Genomic DNA, 15,409 nt, shown 5'->3' on the forward strand with positions numbered 1-15,409 from the left:
CCCTGCGGCCTAGAGGTTGCCGCGGCGCTCCTGCTCGCGCTCGATCGCCTCGAACAGCGCCTTGAAGTTCCCCTTGCCGAATCCGAGCGAACCGTGCCGCTCGATCAGCTCGAAGAACACCGTCGGCCGGTCCTGCACGGGCTTGGTGAAGATCTGGAGCAGGTAGCCGTCCTCGTCGCGGTCGACCAGGATCTTCAGTTCGCGCAACGTCTCGACCGGTACCCGGGTCTCGCCGGCCCATTCCCCGAGCGTGTCGTAGTAGCTGTCCGGGGTGGACAGGAACTCGACGCCCATCTCGGCCATCGCGCGCACCGAGGCCACGATGTCGCCGGTGGCCAGCGCGATGTGCTGGACGCCGGGGCCGCCGTAGAACTCGAGGTACTCGTCGATCTGCGACTTCTTGCGGCTGACGGCGGGCTCGTTCAGCGGGAACTTCACCCGGTGGTTGCCGCTGGTGACCACCTTGGACATCAGCGCGGAGTACTCGGTGGCGATGTCGTCGCCGACGAACTCCTTCATGTTGGTGAAGCCCATGACGCGGTTGTAGAAGGCGACCCACTCGTCCATCCGGCCGAGCTCGACGTTGCCCACGCAGTGGTCGATGGCCTGGAAGTAGCGCTTGGGGTGGGCGGCGGGCTTGCCGCGGAACAGCGGCTCGGCGGCGACGAAGCCGGGCAGGAACGGGCCCTTGTAGCCGGACCGGTCCACCAGCGTGTGCCGGGTCTGGCCGTACGTGGCCAGCACCGCGGTACGCACCGTGCCGTGCTCGTCGGTGTCGTCGTGCGGCTCGACCAGCACGGTCGCGCCGTTCTCCCGGGCGAAGGCGATGGCCTTGTCGACGTCGGGAACCTCGATGGCGATGTCGGACACACCGTCACCGTGGGCGGCGGTCGCGACGCCGACCTCGGTGCCGGCGTGAACCTCGCCGGTGATGCGGAAACGTGCCTTGCCGGACACGAGCACGTACTCGGCGACGTCGCGGCTCCCGGTCTCGGGACCGCGATAGGCGACGCAGGTCATCCCGAACGCCGTCGAGTAGTAGTGCGCGGCCTGCTTGGCGTTGCCGACGAAGAAACGAACATGGTCCATCGCGACGACCGGGAAGGGGTCTCCCGCCGGGTCGTGCTCGACGGCGCCGACGAGGGCGTCGGTGTCTTCAAGGGTGGTGAAGGTGCTCATGACGCGCGATCCCCTCGGAAAGGAACGGATGCCGGAAGTACACTTCCGAATGCAACATCTGACAAGGTTCGATCTGCGAGCTATGCAATTTGCCTAGATGGGCGGCCCATATGCGGGATGATCTACAGGATTCGCGCAGCACGCTCGACGAATTGGACGTGCGTCTCATCCGGGCCGGCCGACAACACCCGCGGGCGGGCATGTTGGAACTGTCCCGGGTGATCGGTGTCTCCCGCGCCACGGTCCAGGCCCGCCTGGAGCGGATGGAGGCGGCGGGGGTGATCACCGGCTACGGCCCCGAGGTCGATCTGGTCGCCGCCGGGTACCCGGTTCTGGCCTTCGTCACACTGGAGATCGCCCAGGGCGGCCTGTCCGGCGTGGCCACCGCGCTGAGCGCGGTCCCACAGGTGCTGGAGGCGTACGGGACGACCGGCATCGGCGACGTGCACTGCCGGATCGCCGCCACCTCGAATCAGGACCTGCAACAGATCCTGATCGACATCAACCGCATCCCCGAGGTGGTCCGCTCCACCAGCGTCATCGTCTTGTCCGAGGTAGTCCCGATGCGCACCCTCCCCCTCCTCGAAGCCCAGGAACGCCGCCGCCCCAGCCGCGTCCCGTCTCTACGGGAGAACCCGCCGAGCGCGAACGCGTGACATCGCGGTCTCCGAACACCCGGCCGACGCAGATCGAGACCGCACACGGACCGCAGACCGCATCGCGATGTCCGCTCCGGTTGGTAGAAACGAACGATCGGCCGCTCGACACTGCCCCCACTGCCAAGGAGCAGCACCTTGCCCGCAGTCGTCATCGCACCGTCATACGGGAGCAAGGAATCAAGAACCCATTGGGCTTCGACCCTGGCGGAGCCCGTCTCGTTCACCGAACTCGCGGTGGACAACCTGCTGACGGAGTCCCAGAAAGCCGACCTATCCCTGCTCCATCCCGAAGGCAAGGCGCGCTTCTGGGGTGCTCAGCCCGCGCACGACAAGAAGATGGAGCACGTGAAGACCGGCGACGTCGTGCTCTTCACAGGCGAGAAGATAGTCCGCGCAATCGGCGAAATCGGACATATTTTCCGAAATCGCGGTTTCGCCGACCACCTGTGGCCGCCCCACGCGGAGGGCACCAGCTGGCACACGGTCTACAGCCTCGTCGGATTCGAGCGCACGGAAATCCCGTACCCGGACCTGTGCCGCGTCCTGGACTACAACGAGAAGCACACATTTCCCGGACAGATCGTAGTCAGGGCAGAAGACCCGAAGGCCCGACGAGTTCTCGACGAGTTCCTGATCGAGACCAGGTCGGAGCAGCTGATCGTGGAGCTCGCACCGAACCTGCACGGTCCGGGCACGACACGCGGGCAGGCCACCCGACTTCTGCCTGGCGAGCGCCACTTGGTACCGCACGCCCGCTATTCGCAGGCTGCCGGGTTTCGCGTCGCCGAGCGCAAGGAGTCGGCCCTCCTCGGGGCGTACCGCGCATTCATCGACGTGGGTACCGGCCACAGATACAGCTGCCGGGCAGGCATCACGGATCTCTACGTTGTACATACTGACGGTTCCGAGATCATCGAGGCCAAGGGCGAGTCAGGGCCGAAATGGGTACGCCAGGCGCTGAGTCAGTTACTCGACTACGCGCCGTACAGCCCCGAACCGGCGCGTCGGTTGACCGCCCTCTTTCCCGACCGTCCAGCGTCTGCCGATGTGGAATACCTGCATCGATACGGCATTGATTGTGTCTACCGAACCGCGACCGGAACGTTCGACCGAATCCCGGCGCAAGAAAGCGTGCGCACCGAGATGCGCAGACGATGGTCGGAGTGAATCAGGATCCGCCATACGGCTCTGCCGTCGGTCGAGCGGCCGCGCCTCGTGTGGGCGCCCTCGGTGGGGCAGGGCGACAACCGGGGGTGTGGCCCGAGAGAATGCCGGGGGCAGGCTTGGTGATGAGGTGGATCGGGACGTGACGATGTCGGTGTCGGGGCAGCAGGGTTCGGAGCAGGGTGCGCAGCAGGATGTGCATCGGCGGATCGCCGAGGAGCTCGGGGTTCGGGAGGGGCAGGTCAGAGCGGCGGTCGAGTTGCTCGACGGCGGGGCCACCGTGCCGTTCATCGCCCGGTACCGCAAGGAGGTGACCGGGACCCTGGACGACACGCAGTTGCGCAACCTGGAGGAACGCCTGCGCTACCTGCGGGAGCTGGAGGAGCGCCGTACCGCCGTGCTCGCCGCGATCGAGGCGCAGGGCAAGTTGGACGACCCGCTGCGGGCGCAGATCCTGGCGGCGGACTCCAAGGCCCGGCTGGAGGACATCTACCTCCCGTACAAGACGAAGCGGCGGACCAAGGCGCAGATCGCCCGCGAGGCCGGTCTGGAACCCCTCGCGCTCGGCCTGCTGGCCGACCCCTCGCGCGACCCGGCCGCCGCGGCGGAGGCATTCGTCGACGCGGACAAGGGTGTCGCGGACGCGCAGGCGGCGTTGGACGGCGCGCGCTCGATCCTGGTCGAGCGGTTCGCCGAGGACGCCGACCTGATCGGCGCGCTGCGCGAGCGGATGTGGACGCGCGGGCGCGTGGTGGCCAAGGTGCGCGAGGACAAGGAGGAGGCCGGGGCCAAGTTCGCCGACTACTTCGACTTCGCCGAGCCGTTCACCCGGCTGCCCTCGCACCGGATCCTGGCCATGTTCCGGGGCGAGAAGGAGGACGTACTCGACCTGACCCTGGCGCCCTCGACGGACGAGGAGGTCGACGGCCCGACCGACTACGAGCGCTCGATCGCGCACGCGTTCGGCATCGTCAACCGCGACCGTCCGGCCGACAAGTGGCTCGCGGACACCGTGCGCTGGGCCTGGCGTACCCGGATCCTGGTGCACCTGGGCATCGACCTGCGCGGTCGGCTGCGGCAGGAGGCCGAGGACGAGGCGGTCCGGGTGTTCGCGGCCAACCTGCGCGACCTGCTGCTCGCCGCGCCGGCCGGCACCCGCGCCACGATGGGCCTGGACCCGGGCCTGCGCACCGGGGTCAAGGTCGCGGTGACCGACGACACCGGCAAGGTGGTCGCCACCGAGACGATCTACCCGCACGAGCCGCGCCGCCGCTGGGACGAGTCGATCGCCACCCTCGCCAAACTGGCCGCCGCGCACCGGGTGGACCTGATCGCGATCGGCAACGGCACCGCATCCCGCGAGACGGACAAGCTGGCAGCCGAACTGATCTCGAAGCACCCCGAGTTGGGCCTGACCAAGGTGATGGTGTCCGAGGCGGGCGCGTCGGTGTACAGCGCCTCGGCCTTCGCCTCGCAGGAACTCCCGGACCTGGACGTGTCGTTGCGCGGCGCGGTCTCCATCGCCCGCCGACTCCAGGACCCGCTGGCCGAGTTGGTCAAGATCGACCCGAAGTCGATCGGCGTCGGCCAGTACCAGCACGACCTGTCCGAATTGAAGTTGTCCCGCTCGCTGGACGCGGTGGTCGAGGACTGCGTGAACGCGGTCGGCGTGGACGTCAACACCGCGTCCGCGCCGCTGCTCACCCGGGTGTCCGGGATCGGCGCGACGCTGGCCGACAACATCGTGCAACACCGGGACGCGAACGGCCCGTTCAAGACCCGGCGCGACCTGAAGAACGTCGCGCGACTGGGCCCGAAGGCGTTCGAGCAGGCGGCGGGCTTCCTGCGGATCCCGGCCGGGGACGACCCGCTGGACGCGTCCTCGGTACACCCGGAGGCGTACCCGGTCGTCCGCAAGATCGCCGCGGCGGCGGGTGGCGACGTCCGGACCCTGATCGGCGCGGCGCCGAGGCTGCGCGCGCTGGACCCGAAGGCGTTCACGGACGAGAAGTTCGGCCTGCCGACGGTGACCGACATCCTGCGCGAGTTGGAGAAGCCGGGGCGTGACCCGCGGCCGGCGTTCAAGACGGCGACCTTCAAGGAGGGCGTCGAGAAGCTGTCCGACCTGCAACCCGGCATGCTCCTGGAGGGTGTGGTCACCAACGTGGCCGCGTTCGGCGCGTTCGTGGACGTCGGCGTGCACCAGGACGGCCTCGTACACGTCTCGGCGATGTCGAAGACGTTCGTGAGCGATCCGCACGACGTGGTCAAGTCGGGCGACGTGGTCCGGGTCAAGGTGCTCGACGTGGACATCCCGCGCAAGCGGATCTCGCTGACACTGCGGCTGGAGGACGAACCGGAGCAGCGCGGGGCGCGTGGCGATCGGGGCGACCGCGGTGACCGCGGCCCTCGCGGCCCTCGGCCGGAGCGCGGGGCTCGCGAGGGTCGGCCTCAGGGCGACGGGCGACAGAGCGGTGGCCGGCAGGGTGACGGGCGGCAGGGCGGTGCGCGCCAAGGCGGCGGCTCGGGCAGTGGTCAGGGCGGTGGCCAGGGCCGGCGCGCGACTCCCCCGAAGCAGAGCCGAGGGCCGCAGGGCCCGGCCGGAGGCGGCGGCGCGATCGCGGACGCGCTGCGGCGGGCCGGCTTGGTCGAGTGAGGACGTGAAGTAGGGCAGGGCGGTGGGATGAGGGCGGTGATCGCGGCCGGGCGGGACTGTGGGAATCGGGCTTCCCGGCCGCGTTCGGACCGTACTCGTTTCGGACCGTACGCGTTCGGACCACACGGGGCTGAAAACATCGGGCCGGGCCAGGCGGGCTCTTCGCTCCGGCCCGATAGGCCCGTTTGGCCCGAACGCGGTCGCATCGGCATGAGCCCGGATTGGGCTTGAACTTCGCGGCGGCGTTCGGGCCGACTGAGGTGGGCGGGCCGGACGGGCCCGGGGCAGACCGAACGAGCCTTTCGCTCCCGCCCGTTGGTCCCTTCCGGGGCGAAGGCGACCGCGCGAGCGTGGCGCCGGTCAGGATCTGAGCTTCTGGGCCGCGTCCGCGCCAGGTGGAGTGATCCAGCGGAAACGAACCCGCCCGGGCGGGCCTTCGCTGCCGGCGGTTCGGCCCGGCCGGGTCGGCATGGGATCCACGTGGGACTTGGCCTCAGCGTCCGGGTTCGGACCGAGTGAGGCGGGTGGGCTGACCGGATCCGGCCGGGCGGACCTTCCGCTCCGGGCGATAGGGCCCGCCCGACCCGAACGTAGGCAGGTGAAGATGAGCCCGGGTTGGGCTTGGGCTCCCCCGCTCCCCGGCTCCCTTCGGCTCAGCGGGCTGCGCCGGACCGGGCAGGCAGGTCGGGCCCTCCGCTCGCATCCGTTCGATGGGCCCGGCCGCCCGGTGCGTGTGGGTTTTGGCGCAGGCCACCGGCGTTGGCCGGGCCGCCGCTCGTCGGGCGAGGGCGTACCGCTACGTCTCCGGTCGGCCGTCGGGCGAGGGCGAGGTCGAGGTCGGCCCACGACGTCCCGGTCCCCCATCGCCCGTTGGCGTGGTCAGCCCGCCTGTGCCGTCGGCGCCAGTGCCCGCAGTACCGCCGTGTGGGTGACGCCGTGTTCCGCGAGCAGGTCCGCGACCACGCCCGAACAGGCGGTGAGCGCGAGCAGGATGTGCTCGTCGCCGATGTGCCGCTGACCGCGGGCCACCGACTCGCGCAGCGACTGCTCCAGCACCTTCTTGGCGCCGGGCGCGAACGGGACATGCCCAGTACGCCCACCGAACGGCCACAGTCGGCGCCGCCGTCGGCCCACCGCCAACGCGCCCTCGCCGTGCGCCTGTTCGACGCGCGCGACGATCTCCCCCACGTCGATCCCCAGGTCTGCGAGCGCGGCCTCGTCGGCCTGCGACATGCCGCCGCGCCGCCGGGCCCGGGCCAGTCCGCGTTCGAACTCGTCCCGACTCGCCACGAACCCGAGCGTCGCCAGCGCGACCGAGGCCTGCGTACCCTGCGCGTCCAGCAGCGCCGCGAGCATGTGCTCCCCCTCCACGCGGGCGTCCCCCGCCCGCCGCGAATGCTCGATGGCCCCGTACACGACGCCCCGGGCACTGTCCGTGAACCTCTCGAACATCAGTTCCTCCCGTGCTTCTTGTGCACCGCCTGGCGGCTCACCCCGAGCTCGGCCGCGATCTCCTGCCACGACCACCCCTGCACACGCGCACTGCGCACCTGCACGGCCTCCAACTGCTCGAGCAGCCGGCGCAGCGCGGCCACGGCCCGTAGGCCCACCCGTGGATCCCGGTCCCCCGCACGACTGGCGAGGTCGGTTGCTTCGGTCATGACCGTCAACCTACGTTGACATCTCGGGCCTGTCAACCACAGTTGACATGCGACATCGAGAATGCGGGCGCGCCCGTCCCGACGACCCGATACGGTCGCGAACCATGCGAATTCTTGTGCTCGGGGGCACCGCGTTCGTGGGCCGGGCGATCGTCGAGGACGCCCTGGCCCGGGGCGCCGAGGTAACCCTGTTCGGCCGAGGCAGAACCGGCACCGACCTCTTCCCGCAGGCCGCCCGACGGATCGGCGACCGCGACACCGGCGACTACACCGCGCTGCGCGACGGCGAGTGGGACGCGGTGGTGGACGTCAGCGGATACGTACCGCGCCACGTCGGGCAGGCGATGGCAGTGCTCGGCGACCGGGTCGGCCGCTACCTGTTCGTCTCCAGCCACGCCGTCTACGTACAGTCCGGAGTCGGCCCCGGCTCGGACGAGGACACCCCTCGCCGCGCACCCGTCCGCGACACCGAGGTACTCGACAACGACACCTACGGCCCCTGCAAGGTCGCCTGCGAGGACGACGTACTCGCCCGCTACGGCGACCGCGCCACCATCGTGCGCCCGGGCAAGGTCGCCGGCCCTCACGACGTACAGGAAACCTTCACGTACTGGAGCCGCCGAGCCGCCCGCGGCGGCCGCGTCGCTCTGCCGGGCCGACCCGAACAGCCGATCCAAGTGGTCGACTCCCGCGACCTGGCCCGCCTGGTCAACCGACTCCTGATCGACAACCGCCCCGGCGCCTTCCACGCCGTAGGCCCCGCCGAACCCACCACCCTGGGCGACCTGATCCACACCTGCGCCCGGGCCGCCGGCACCGAGGTGGAAATCGTCCCCATCTCCCCCGACGCGGTCCCCGGCCCCTTCCCCCTGGTCACCCCCGAGCCCCAATGGCCCGCTCGCCAACGCAGCGCCACCCGAGCCCGCGCCGCCGGCCTCCCGACCACGCCGCTGTCGATCACCGCCGCCGACGTCCTCGCCTGGGACCGCTCCCGAGGCGAACCCCCACTGCCCCAGGGCCTGACCCCAACCCAGGAAGCCCACCTACTCAACGGGCCCTGACCCACCCCACCAACCCCACCAATCCACCCCGCCCCCAATCCACCCCAGCCAGGCCCGGCAACCAAACCACCCCGGCCCCGGACCTCCCCCACCACCGAACCACGCACCGCGCCAACCCAGGCCAACCCCCCAGGTCAGCCCCACCCATCCCGGTCCGATTCCCCTCCGGATCTTTGATATGGTTCTCCACGTCGCCGCACGAAACACCAGCGGAGACCACCCGGTCCGGGTGGCGGAATTGGCAGACGCGCTAGCTTGAGGTGCTAGTGCCCGAAAGGGCTTGGGGGTTCAAGTCCCCCCTCGGACACAGACGGGCTGTTCTTGAGGTAGCCCGAGAGTAATTGACGAGATCCCGTACGAACCATTAGTTCGCGCGGGATCTCGGCGTTTCAGCGCCTATTCGCCCTGGCACGCGGGCCGGGGACGTGAAGTGCCGGAGCGGATTGCGCGACGAGGACCTGCTCGCGCCTCTGGGGCTGATGAGGCCGTGCCGGCGAACGTCCGAGGAATAAGTCGGTCCGCGACGGGGTCATGCCTCCGTGAGCTCGCGGCGCAGCGCGAGGACAGCGGCTCTCCACGACTGATGGTTCGCGGTCGCGGCCCACATCTCGTTCAGCTCTGAGTCCGCCGCCAGCGCCCGTTCGAGCGCGCGCGCAGCGAGCGGGGTGAGCTTCTCGGGAATCGGCGGAAGCCCGCCCGAGCCGAGAAACGCGATCGGCTCCGGGATCACGACCTCGGCTTCCGCGGTCCGGAACGTCCGCACGATCGCGGCGGCGACGATGGCCGCCTCAGCCTCGTGACTGTCCAGGAAGTCGTCGCCGGGGTCGGCCCCTGTGCGCAATACCGTCTCGATCACCCTGAGGCGTCCGTCGGTGTCCGTGTCGTACAGGTCTCGGATGAAATCCGCAGCCGCGTCCGAGTCGAACGGGCCGACGCCCTGGAAGTCCATGTCCGACGCCCTCCTGCGGATGCCCGTGCCGACCGACGCGAGTGCGGTCAGCTTGCCAGTGAAAGGCCCCGCCGGCATCAGCGGGGGTGCCGGTCTGCGATGCCCGGTCATGCCTTGGAACGAACAATCCCGGCGATCCGTCGCGCGGCCTCCTCCACCTCCTCGTGTTCCCACACTCGCACCACGGTCCATCCGGCCGCCTCCAGCGCGGCGTTGGTCTCCGCGTCACGGGTGCGGTTGCCGTCGATCTTCTGCCGCCAGAACGCGGTGTTCTTCGAGGACGGCCGATGGTGCTCGGGGCACCCGTGCCAGTAGCAGCCGTCGACGAACACCGCGACCCGGGACCTCACGAATACCAAGTCGGCGGTGCGCCGCAGTCGTTCCTCCGGACGCACCGACACCCGGTAGCGCAGACCCCGCTGGTGCAGGGCCGATCGCAGCCGCAACTCCGGCTTGGTGTCGCGGCCCCGGTTCCCGGTCATCGACCGGCGGACCGCCGGCGAGGACGCCCAAGAGCCCTCGGGGGCCGGTTCTTCGGCGACCAGCTGGTCCGCGCGGGCCATCCGCCACGCCTGCGTGAGATTCGCCGCGCGGGTCGGCTGGTCGACCTCACCGACGTAGCGCGTATGAGTTCGTCCCTGGTCCGACCAGCGCAAATAGGCGCGGATGCGTCGCGTCTTCGGGTACACCTTCAGTGCGATCGACGCCCGGGCGAAATTGCCGTCACCGAGGTCGACGGCGCGTAGCTGGACGCCGCCAGCGGCGCGGTCCTGCTCGGCCGACCGGGTCTGACGGTTCATCCGGCCTTGCGCCCGCCAAGCTCGGTCCGGCGGAGGCTTGTCCTTCCAGCGGCCCGACCGGTCAGCCGTTGTCGCGGGCACGACACTCCTTCGCTTCCTCCTCCGGCTGCCCCTCCGGGTGGGGTTTGGCTGCCGCGAGTGCCTCCGCGACCCTGTTCGCGAATACCTCGCCGAGTTTGACCGGCACCGCGTTGCCAAGTTGGCGCATCTGCTCGCCACGCGGGCCTTCGAGCTTCCACCTGTCGGGGAACGACATCACCCGTGCGGCCTCACGGACGGTCATGTACCGGTAGCCGGTGCCGTCGTACGTCGAGTCGTCCAGTTCGATGACCGACTCGCCTCCCGGCACACCGTGGACGCCGGCCTTGACCGTCTTGGCGGGTCGATCGAGCACGTTCGGCGTGTGTCCGGGATACTTCCGCGCGCCCGGCCAGCCGAAATGCAGCGGGTCGGTGGCGGGGTCGTCGTCGACGTGCCGCTTCGACTTGAGGTGCTCCACCGGGACCGGCGGCAGCCGTCGTTCAGGCTTGCCATTTTCGTCCAGATAAATGCCCGCGAGCGCGTCGCGCAGCGTCCGCCACGGTTCCCGGCCATCAGGCGCAAGGTCCTGGGGAAGTGACGCCGTGACACGGTCCCGTACCTCTTGGGGGACATCGGGGTGCCGCTTCCAGTACTCGCCGCCGACGATCGAATTGATGAGCGCCGTCTCCGAATATTCGCCAATGGGCTTGTACTTATCCCAGTTGATTCCGAGGTCGGCGCGGAACGCCACGATGATCACCCGATGACGGATCTGCGGTACGCCGTAGTCGGCCGCGTTCACCACCTCGGGGTCGTCTTCGACGACGTACAGCCGGTCCGAGTCGGTCGGCTCCTCCGCGATGGCCTCAAGAATTTCCTTGTTGTGCTGCTCCCAGGTCGTGTCCTCCTCACGGACCACCCACGGGGCCCGCATCGCGTTGAGGATGTACTTGAAGTAGGGGGCGAACGATCCTCGTGTCAGCCCGCGCACGTTCTCGCAAATGACGGCCTTCGGGCGCAGTTGGGCCATGGCACGGAACATCTGCGGGAACATGTTCCGCTCGTCCTCGTGGCCCTTGTGGACACCGCCCAGGCTGAACGGCTGGCATGGTGGGCCGCCCGCCAGGATATCGACCTCATGCCCCAGTTCGCGGAGATAGTCGAACTTGAGGTCCGCGACGTTGCCCTCGTAAAGCGGCCACCACTCGTCGTCAACAGACGGCACCATATTCCGGAGATCGTCCAGGTCGACACGTACCGCGTGGTTCTCGACGAGGGTCTCGCACGCGCGCTTGTGGAACTCGTTTACCAGGAGCGGCCGGAAGCCCGCGTTGTGGACGGCCTGCGCGAGCCCGCCGCCGCCAGCGAACAACTCGACACAGGTGCCGACCTTGGGGCGGTGATTTCGCTGATCAGACATGCGCAAAGCATACCGCGGAGTGTTGATGTGACTCGACCGGACACACAGGCTTCCGAGTGATCGAGTAGCGTCTGTGTCGCAGACAGCGACGCCACTGACGGGGAACCGGACGGCCGCAGAATGACGAGCGCCCACGGTAGCAAGACGGGTAGGCATCCTCCCAAGTTCGATCGGAGCGTCAGCTCGGCTGCTGCCAGCGCTCAGCTGACACTTGGTGAGATCGAGTTCGAACGAGTGGCAGCGATTCTCGGAACCAGAGGATCACCCGCGCCAATCGACGACGGAGCCCACATGACAAGCCAGTTCAGCAACCAGTTCCGACTCAGCATCACCAAGGCGTTAAGCACACAGTTGTACGACGCCTTGGAGGGGCTGGAGCCCGCGCCGCTGACGAAGGAGAACCTTGCCGCCCTCGCGCCACAGGCCGAGCAGCTCGGGCTACCCAGGCTGTCCGGGGTGTATCAGCTCTTTCGTCAGGGGCCCGACATGAAGCGCGAGCTCACGTACGTCGGAAAAGCCGACGAGCCTCTGCCCGAGCGACTTGGGCAGCACCTCTACAAGCTGTCCGGACGTCAAGGGATCTCCGTCGACGAGATGTCATTCCGGTGCCTGTTCGTCGAGGAAGACCTATCCACCGTCTCCCCGGAAAAAATGTTGATCAAGAGGCATCTTGAAACCGGAAGAATCGTCTGGAACAACCGCGGATTCGGCAACAATGATCCTGGGCGCAATCGGGACCGCACGAAGGTCAAGAGCAATCACTTCGACCTTGAGTTCCCTATCGACCTGTCACGCAAAGTACAGGGGCTGAAGCCGGGCACTCAGCCTCTGCACCTGGCGCTCGCGGATATCAAACGCGGTATACCGTTCAACTTCCGCTTCAAGCGCGCAAAGGCCCTCGGCAAGCAGGTGATCACCATCCCTGATGCCGATATGACCGTTGACGAGGTTTTCTGCCTCATCTCAGGGCATCTATCCGAGAAGTGGCAGATCTGCGCTTTGCTTGGTTGGGTGATCATGTATGACGACAGTCCCTTGACCTATCCCAGCGCACGGCGCTATTACCGCTTCGGCAAGGTCGTCGATCAGACACCGGAAACGAGCAATCCCGGCGAAGACGACGCGGAAGACGAAGAGTGAAGTCCGCAACCCTGGCGACGACGACCGCAGTGTGCTCACTGCGGCGTCGGCCAACACTCTGGCGCCCGAGGAGGCTTTGGCCCCTCAGACACCGCGACGTGCATCAGCGGGCTTTCGGCCATGAGGTCGGGCGTGCTCAGCCTCCGTGAGATCGGCTGCGAGAGTGGCGCCGCAAGCGCTGGGGACGGAAGAGATCTGGAGATCTCCGTGCTGCCAGCACCATGCCGCCCACTACTGTTGGTGGCATGGTGATGGAAGATCCTCGTGGCCGCCTGAGCAGGCCAGATCACGGACACCGCACGGTTGTTGGGCGACGACCTGAGTCTGTCCGCCCGGCGTGGGATCAGGACGAGGACAGGCGTCTGGCATGACGGACGATCAGTACATCAATGTCATGCCGCACCCGCGCATCCTGGGCGTCCTCGGTGACATCGAGTTCTCGCACTGGCAATGTCTGGCCGAGCTCACCGACAACTCTTTTGACGAGTTCCAGGCCGCGGGCGAGACGGTAGAACGGCCTTCGGTCTCGATCTCGTTGCCCGCCGCGAACTCGCGGCGCGCAACGGCGGAGATCGTTGTGAGGGATAACGGACGCGGCATGAGCCTGGAGGCCGTGACCAACGCGATCAGCGCGGGCTGGACGAACAACGGCCGGCACGGCTCTCTCGGCCTGTTCGGTATGGGCTTCAACATCAGCACGGCCCGGCTCGGTCGGCGTACCACCGTGCGCACCAGCCGGGCCGGGGATCCCGCCTGGATCGAGGTGACACTCGACCTGCTGGAGATCGCCAACTCCTCCAGGTACCAGGCTCCGTACCGCGCGGTGCCGAAGGAAAACCCCGACGAGCACGGCACCACGGTCACGATCAGCGAGCTCAAACAGGAGCAGTACGCGACGCTGCGCCGCCCGCAGACCCAGAACGTGATCCGTGAGAAGCTCGGGGACGTCTACAGCTACCTGTTGGCGGAGAAGGGCTTTCTGCTCACGCTCAACGGCAGAAAGGTCAAGCCGCGCCTGCCGTGTGTATGGGACGAGAAGCGTACGGTCACCCGCCAGGGGGTCGAGATCCACGCGGTGCAGAAGATCGAGCACGCGCTGAGCGCCAAGAAATCCTGCGCGGGATGCGGCTATTGGAGCTCCGTCGACGCCGAGAAGTGCGAGGAGTGCGGAGGGGACCGCCTCGAACCGCGGGAGCGGAGGATCTGGGGCTGGATCGGTATCCAGCGCTACGTCCACCGGACCGACTACGGCCTGGACTTCCTGCGCAACGGGCGAAAGATCCTACTCAAGGACAAGCGGGTCTTCTTCTGGCAGGACGAGGACGGCCTCGCCGAGCTGGAACTGGAGTACCCCATCGACTCCAAGACCCAAATGGGCCGGATCGTCGGTGAGATCCACTGCGACCACGTCGCGCCCAACTACCAGAAGGCCGCCTTCGAGTTCGAGACGGCCGAATGGCGGCAGGTCCTGCGCGTGGTACGCGGGACCAGCCCCCTGCGCCCGAAGATCGCCAAGGACCTCGGCTTGCCTGAGAACCGCAGCCCGCTGGCCCTGCTCTACGCGGGGTTCCGTCGCCAAGACCCCGGCCTCAACTACCTGATCCCCGGAGACGGGCGCAACGCTCTCCACGAGAAAGCCGCGCAGTGGGCAGCCCTGATGCGGACGGGGGACGACGAGTACCTGAGCGATGAGGCTTGGTATCGCGCCGCGTTCCAGCACGACAACCCAGTCATGGTCGAGGCACAGCCGGAGAATGATGAGATTCTCCCCGGGCTCGGAGCGGGACTTCTCGACCCCGGCAGCGAGACCGGCGCGCCGGGCGGCGGGGCGACAGAGGGGCGTGCGGCGGCCGACGGAGACGCCGCACCCGTCGAAACCATGGACGAGCGACTCCAGCGCTACCGGGACAATGCCGATCCCGTCGTGGACCTGGCAGGCCCGTACCTTCTCGAAGACCTGGGCCGCGTCGATCTGATGGCCTGGGCGGTCCGGGGCCAAGGTCTCGTTACCGGCGACGGGCGCCACGCCCCGGTGATCGTCTCGATGGTACGGGCTCCGCGCTTGGAGGTGTTCATCGACACGGGCCATCTACTCTTCCGCGAATTCGGAACCGACATGCGTGACTTGGCACTGGTCGAGGTCGCGGAGTTCATGCGTGTGCGCGCGAACAGCGTCTCGGTGCCCTTGACGGAGATCGTCGCCCAGCTCAAAGCGCGAGCCTCCAGCCCTCGGCTGACCCCGGCCGCGATGGCGGAGGAGTCGGAGCGGTTGTTGGAGCAGGTCCGCGCGGCCATGGTGGTGCCGGTTTCGGCGAATCCAGCCGTCCCCTGGCTGCTGCTCAGCCAGGACGAGCGCGCGGCCTCAGAGCGCCGGTTCGCGGTCGAGTCCGGAGGCAGGTCTTCCTGGAACGACGCACGCACCAGCGGGGAGTTCATCCGCTACGTTCCGGCCAGCGCGGTGATCCGTATCATCCAGGACTGTCCGGGCGCTTACCTGGACGGTCAGGTCTTCAAGCGCGAGTACATCGCCCTGAGCGACCCTGGCGCCCGAGCCCTCGTCGTGGAGAGGCTGCTCAGTCCGCTGGGTGATCTCGCGCTGCTGGAGCAGCACCGCCCACGCCTCGACATGGAGGAGCTGGCCCGGATCCGAATCAGCTGTCGCCTGATCGCGCGCGACCTGGCCGAAAGTACGTAGGGGA

12 protein-coding genes and 1 tRNA gene are annotated in these 15,409 nt (G+C 68.3%); 7 read left to right on the forward strand and 6 right to left on the reverse strand.

All coding sequences use genetic code 11. From position 1 onward, the window contains the following. Positions 1-9: 9 nt before the first annotated feature. Positions 10-1,089: a 4-hydroxyphenylpyruvate dioxygenase gene (gene hppD, locus ACIBSV_RS04085; protein ID WP_395859891.1), complete on the reverse strand. Its 1,080-nt coding sequence runs from the start codon at positions 1,087-1,089 to the stop codon at positions 10-12. A gap of 200 nt (positions 1,090-1,289) precedes the next feature. Between hppD and ACIBSV_RS04090 the strand changes: the two genes are divergently transcribed. The 3 genes from ACIBSV_RS04090 (at position 1,290) to ACIBSV_RS04100 (ending at position 5,658) form a co-directional block, all read left to right on the forward strand. Beyond that, complete coding sequence (locus tag ACIBSV_RS04090; protein ID WP_395859381.1) at positions 1,290-1,835, forward strand: Lrp/AsnC family transcriptional regulator; 546 nt, start codon at positions 1,290-1,292, stop codon at positions 1,833-1,835. Between the two features lie 138 nt (positions 1,836-1,973). Next, positions 1,974-3,005 (forward strand): hypothetical protein, encoded by a 1,032-nt coding sequence (locus ACIBSV_RS04095; RefSeq protein WP_395859383.1) that lies wholly within the window; start codon positions 1,974-1,976, stop codon positions 3,003-3,005. Between the two features lie 145 nt (positions 3,006-3,150). Continuing rightward, positions 3,151-5,658: a Tex family protein gene (locus ACIBSV_RS04100; protein WP_395859893.1), complete on the forward strand. Its 2,508-nt coding sequence runs from the start codon at positions 3,151-3,153 to the stop codon at positions 5,656-5,658. Positions 5,659-6,537: 879 nt separating this feature from the next. Here ACIBSV_RS04100 and ACIBSV_RS04105 read toward each other — a convergent pair. Next, entirely contained in the window at positions 6,538-7,110 is a 573-nt protein-coding gene (locus ACIBSV_RS04105) for a Clp protease N-terminal domain-containing protein (protein WP_395859384.1), read from the reverse strand. Then, positions 7,110-7,319, reverse strand: a complete 210-nt coding sequence (locus ACIBSV_RS04110) for a helix-turn-helix domain-containing protein (protein ID WP_026218136.1) — start codon at positions 7,317-7,319, stop codon at positions 7,110-7,112. Before ACIBSV_RS04110 ends, ACIBSV_RS04105 begins: the two co-directional genes overlap by 1 nt. Before the next feature lie 104 nt (positions 7,320-7,423). On the opposite strand from ACIBSV_RS04110, the gene ACIBSV_RS04115 reads away from it, so the two are divergent. Both ACIBSV_RS04115 and ACIBSV_RS04120 read left to right on the forward strand, forming a co-directional pair. Continuing rightward, positions 7,424-8,380 carry an NAD-dependent epimerase/dehydratase family protein gene (locus tag ACIBSV_RS04115; protein WP_395859385.1) on the forward strand — a complete coding sequence of 319 codons (957 nt, stop codon included), beginning with the start codon at positions 7,424-7,426 and terminating at the stop codon, positions 8,378-8,380. 223 nt (positions 8,381-8,603) lie between these two features. Continuing rightward, positions 8,604-8,687 (forward strand) — tRNA-Leu (locus ACIBSV_RS04120). Between the two features lie 222 nt (positions 8,688-8,909). Here ACIBSV_RS04120 and ACIBSV_RS04125 read toward each other — a convergent pair. From ACIBSV_RS04125 to ACIBSV_RS04135, 3 genes are all read right to left on the reverse strand, one after another. Continuing rightward, positions 8,910-9,329 carry a DUF4259 domain-containing protein gene (locus ACIBSV_RS04125; RefSeq protein ID WP_395859386.1) on the reverse strand — a complete coding sequence of 140 codons (420 nt, stop codon included), beginning with the start codon at positions 9,327-9,329 and terminating at the stop codon, positions 8,910-8,912. Positions 9,330-9,436: 107 nt separating this feature from the next. Further along, the gene (locus ACIBSV_RS04130) at positions 9,437-10,129 is read right to left on the reverse strand and encodes a very short patch repair endonuclease (protein ID WP_395859387.1); all 693 of its coding nucleotides are present in this window, start codon (positions 10,127-10,129) and stop codon (positions 9,437-9,439) included. Positions 10,130-10,190: 61 nt separating this feature from the next. Then, positions 10,191-11,570: a DNA cytosine methyltransferase gene (locus ACIBSV_RS04135; protein WP_395859388.1), complete on the reverse strand. Its 1,380-nt coding sequence runs from the start codon at positions 11,568-11,570 to the stop codon at positions 10,191-10,193. Positions 11,571-11,861: 291 nt separating this feature from the next. On the opposite strand from ACIBSV_RS04135, the gene ACIBSV_RS04140 reads away from it, so the two are divergent. Both ACIBSV_RS04140 and ACIBSV_RS04145 read left to right on the forward strand, forming a co-directional pair. Then, positions 11,862-12,710: a GIY-YIG nuclease family protein gene (locus tag ACIBSV_RS04140; RefSeq protein ID WP_395859389.1), complete on the forward strand. Its 849-nt coding sequence runs from the start codon at positions 11,862-11,864 to the stop codon at positions 12,708-12,710. A gap of 367 nt (positions 12,711-13,077) precedes the next feature. Next, positions 13,078-15,405: an ATP-binding protein gene (locus ACIBSV_RS04145; protein WP_395859390.1), complete on the forward strand. Its 2,328-nt coding sequence runs from the start codon at positions 13,078-13,080 to the stop codon at positions 15,403-15,405. Positions 15,406-15,409 lie beyond the last annotated feature (4 nt).

It is taken from the genome of Embleya sp. NPDC050154, from assembly GCF_044460165.1.
Classification (GTDB): domain Bacteria; phylum Actinomycetota; class Actinomycetes; order Streptomycetales; family Streptomycetaceae; genus Embleya.

What these genes read in the sequence shown, in the direction of transcription:
- hppD (WP_395859891.1), bottom strand. Translation starts at nt 1,089, where the DNA reads ATGGACCATGTTCGTTTCTTCGTCGGCAACGCCAAGCAGGCCGCGCAC.
- ACIBSV_RS04090 (WP_395859381.1), top strand. Translation starts at nt 1,290, where the DNA reads ATGCGGGATGATCTACAGGATTCGCGCAGCACGCTCGACGAATTGGAC.
- ACIBSV_RS04100 (WP_395859893.1), top strand. Translation starts at nt 3,151, where the DNA reads ATGTCGGTGTCGGGGCAGCAGGGTTCGGAGCAGGGTGCGCAGCAGGAT.
- ACIBSV_RS04105 (WP_395859384.1), bottom strand. Translation starts at nt 7,110, where the DNA reads ATGTTCGAGAGGTTCACGGACAGTGCCCGGGGCGTCGTGTACGGGGCC.
- ACIBSV_RS04110 (WP_026218136.1), bottom strand. Translation starts at nt 7,319, where the DNA reads ATGACCGAAGCAACCGACCTCGCCAGTCGTGCGGGGGACCGGGATCCA.
- ACIBSV_RS04115 (WP_395859385.1), top strand. Translation starts at nt 7,424, where the DNA reads ATGCGAATTCTTGTGCTCGGGGGCACCGCGTTCGTGGGCCGGGCGATC.
- ACIBSV_RS04125 (WP_395859386.1), bottom strand. Translation starts at nt 9,329, where the DNA reads ATGGACTTCCAGGGCGTCGGCCCGTTCGACTCGGACGCGGCTGCGGAT.
- ACIBSV_RS04130 (WP_395859387.1), bottom strand. Translation starts at nt 10,129, where the DNA reads ATGAACCGTCAGACCCGGTCGGCCGAGCAGGACCGCGCCGCTGGCGGC.
- ACIBSV_RS04135 (WP_395859388.1), bottom strand. Translation starts at nt 11,570, where the DNA reads ATGTCTGATCAGCGAAATCACCGCCCCAAGGTCGGCACCTGTGTCGAG.
- ACIBSV_RS04140 (WP_395859389.1), top strand. Translation starts at nt 11,862, where the DNA reads ATGACAAGCCAGTTCAGCAACCAGTTCCGACTCAGCATCACCAAGGCG.
- ACIBSV_RS04145 (WP_395859390.1), top strand. Translation starts at nt 13,078, where the DNA reads ATGACGGACGATCAGTACATCAATGTCATGCCGCACCCGCGCATCCTG.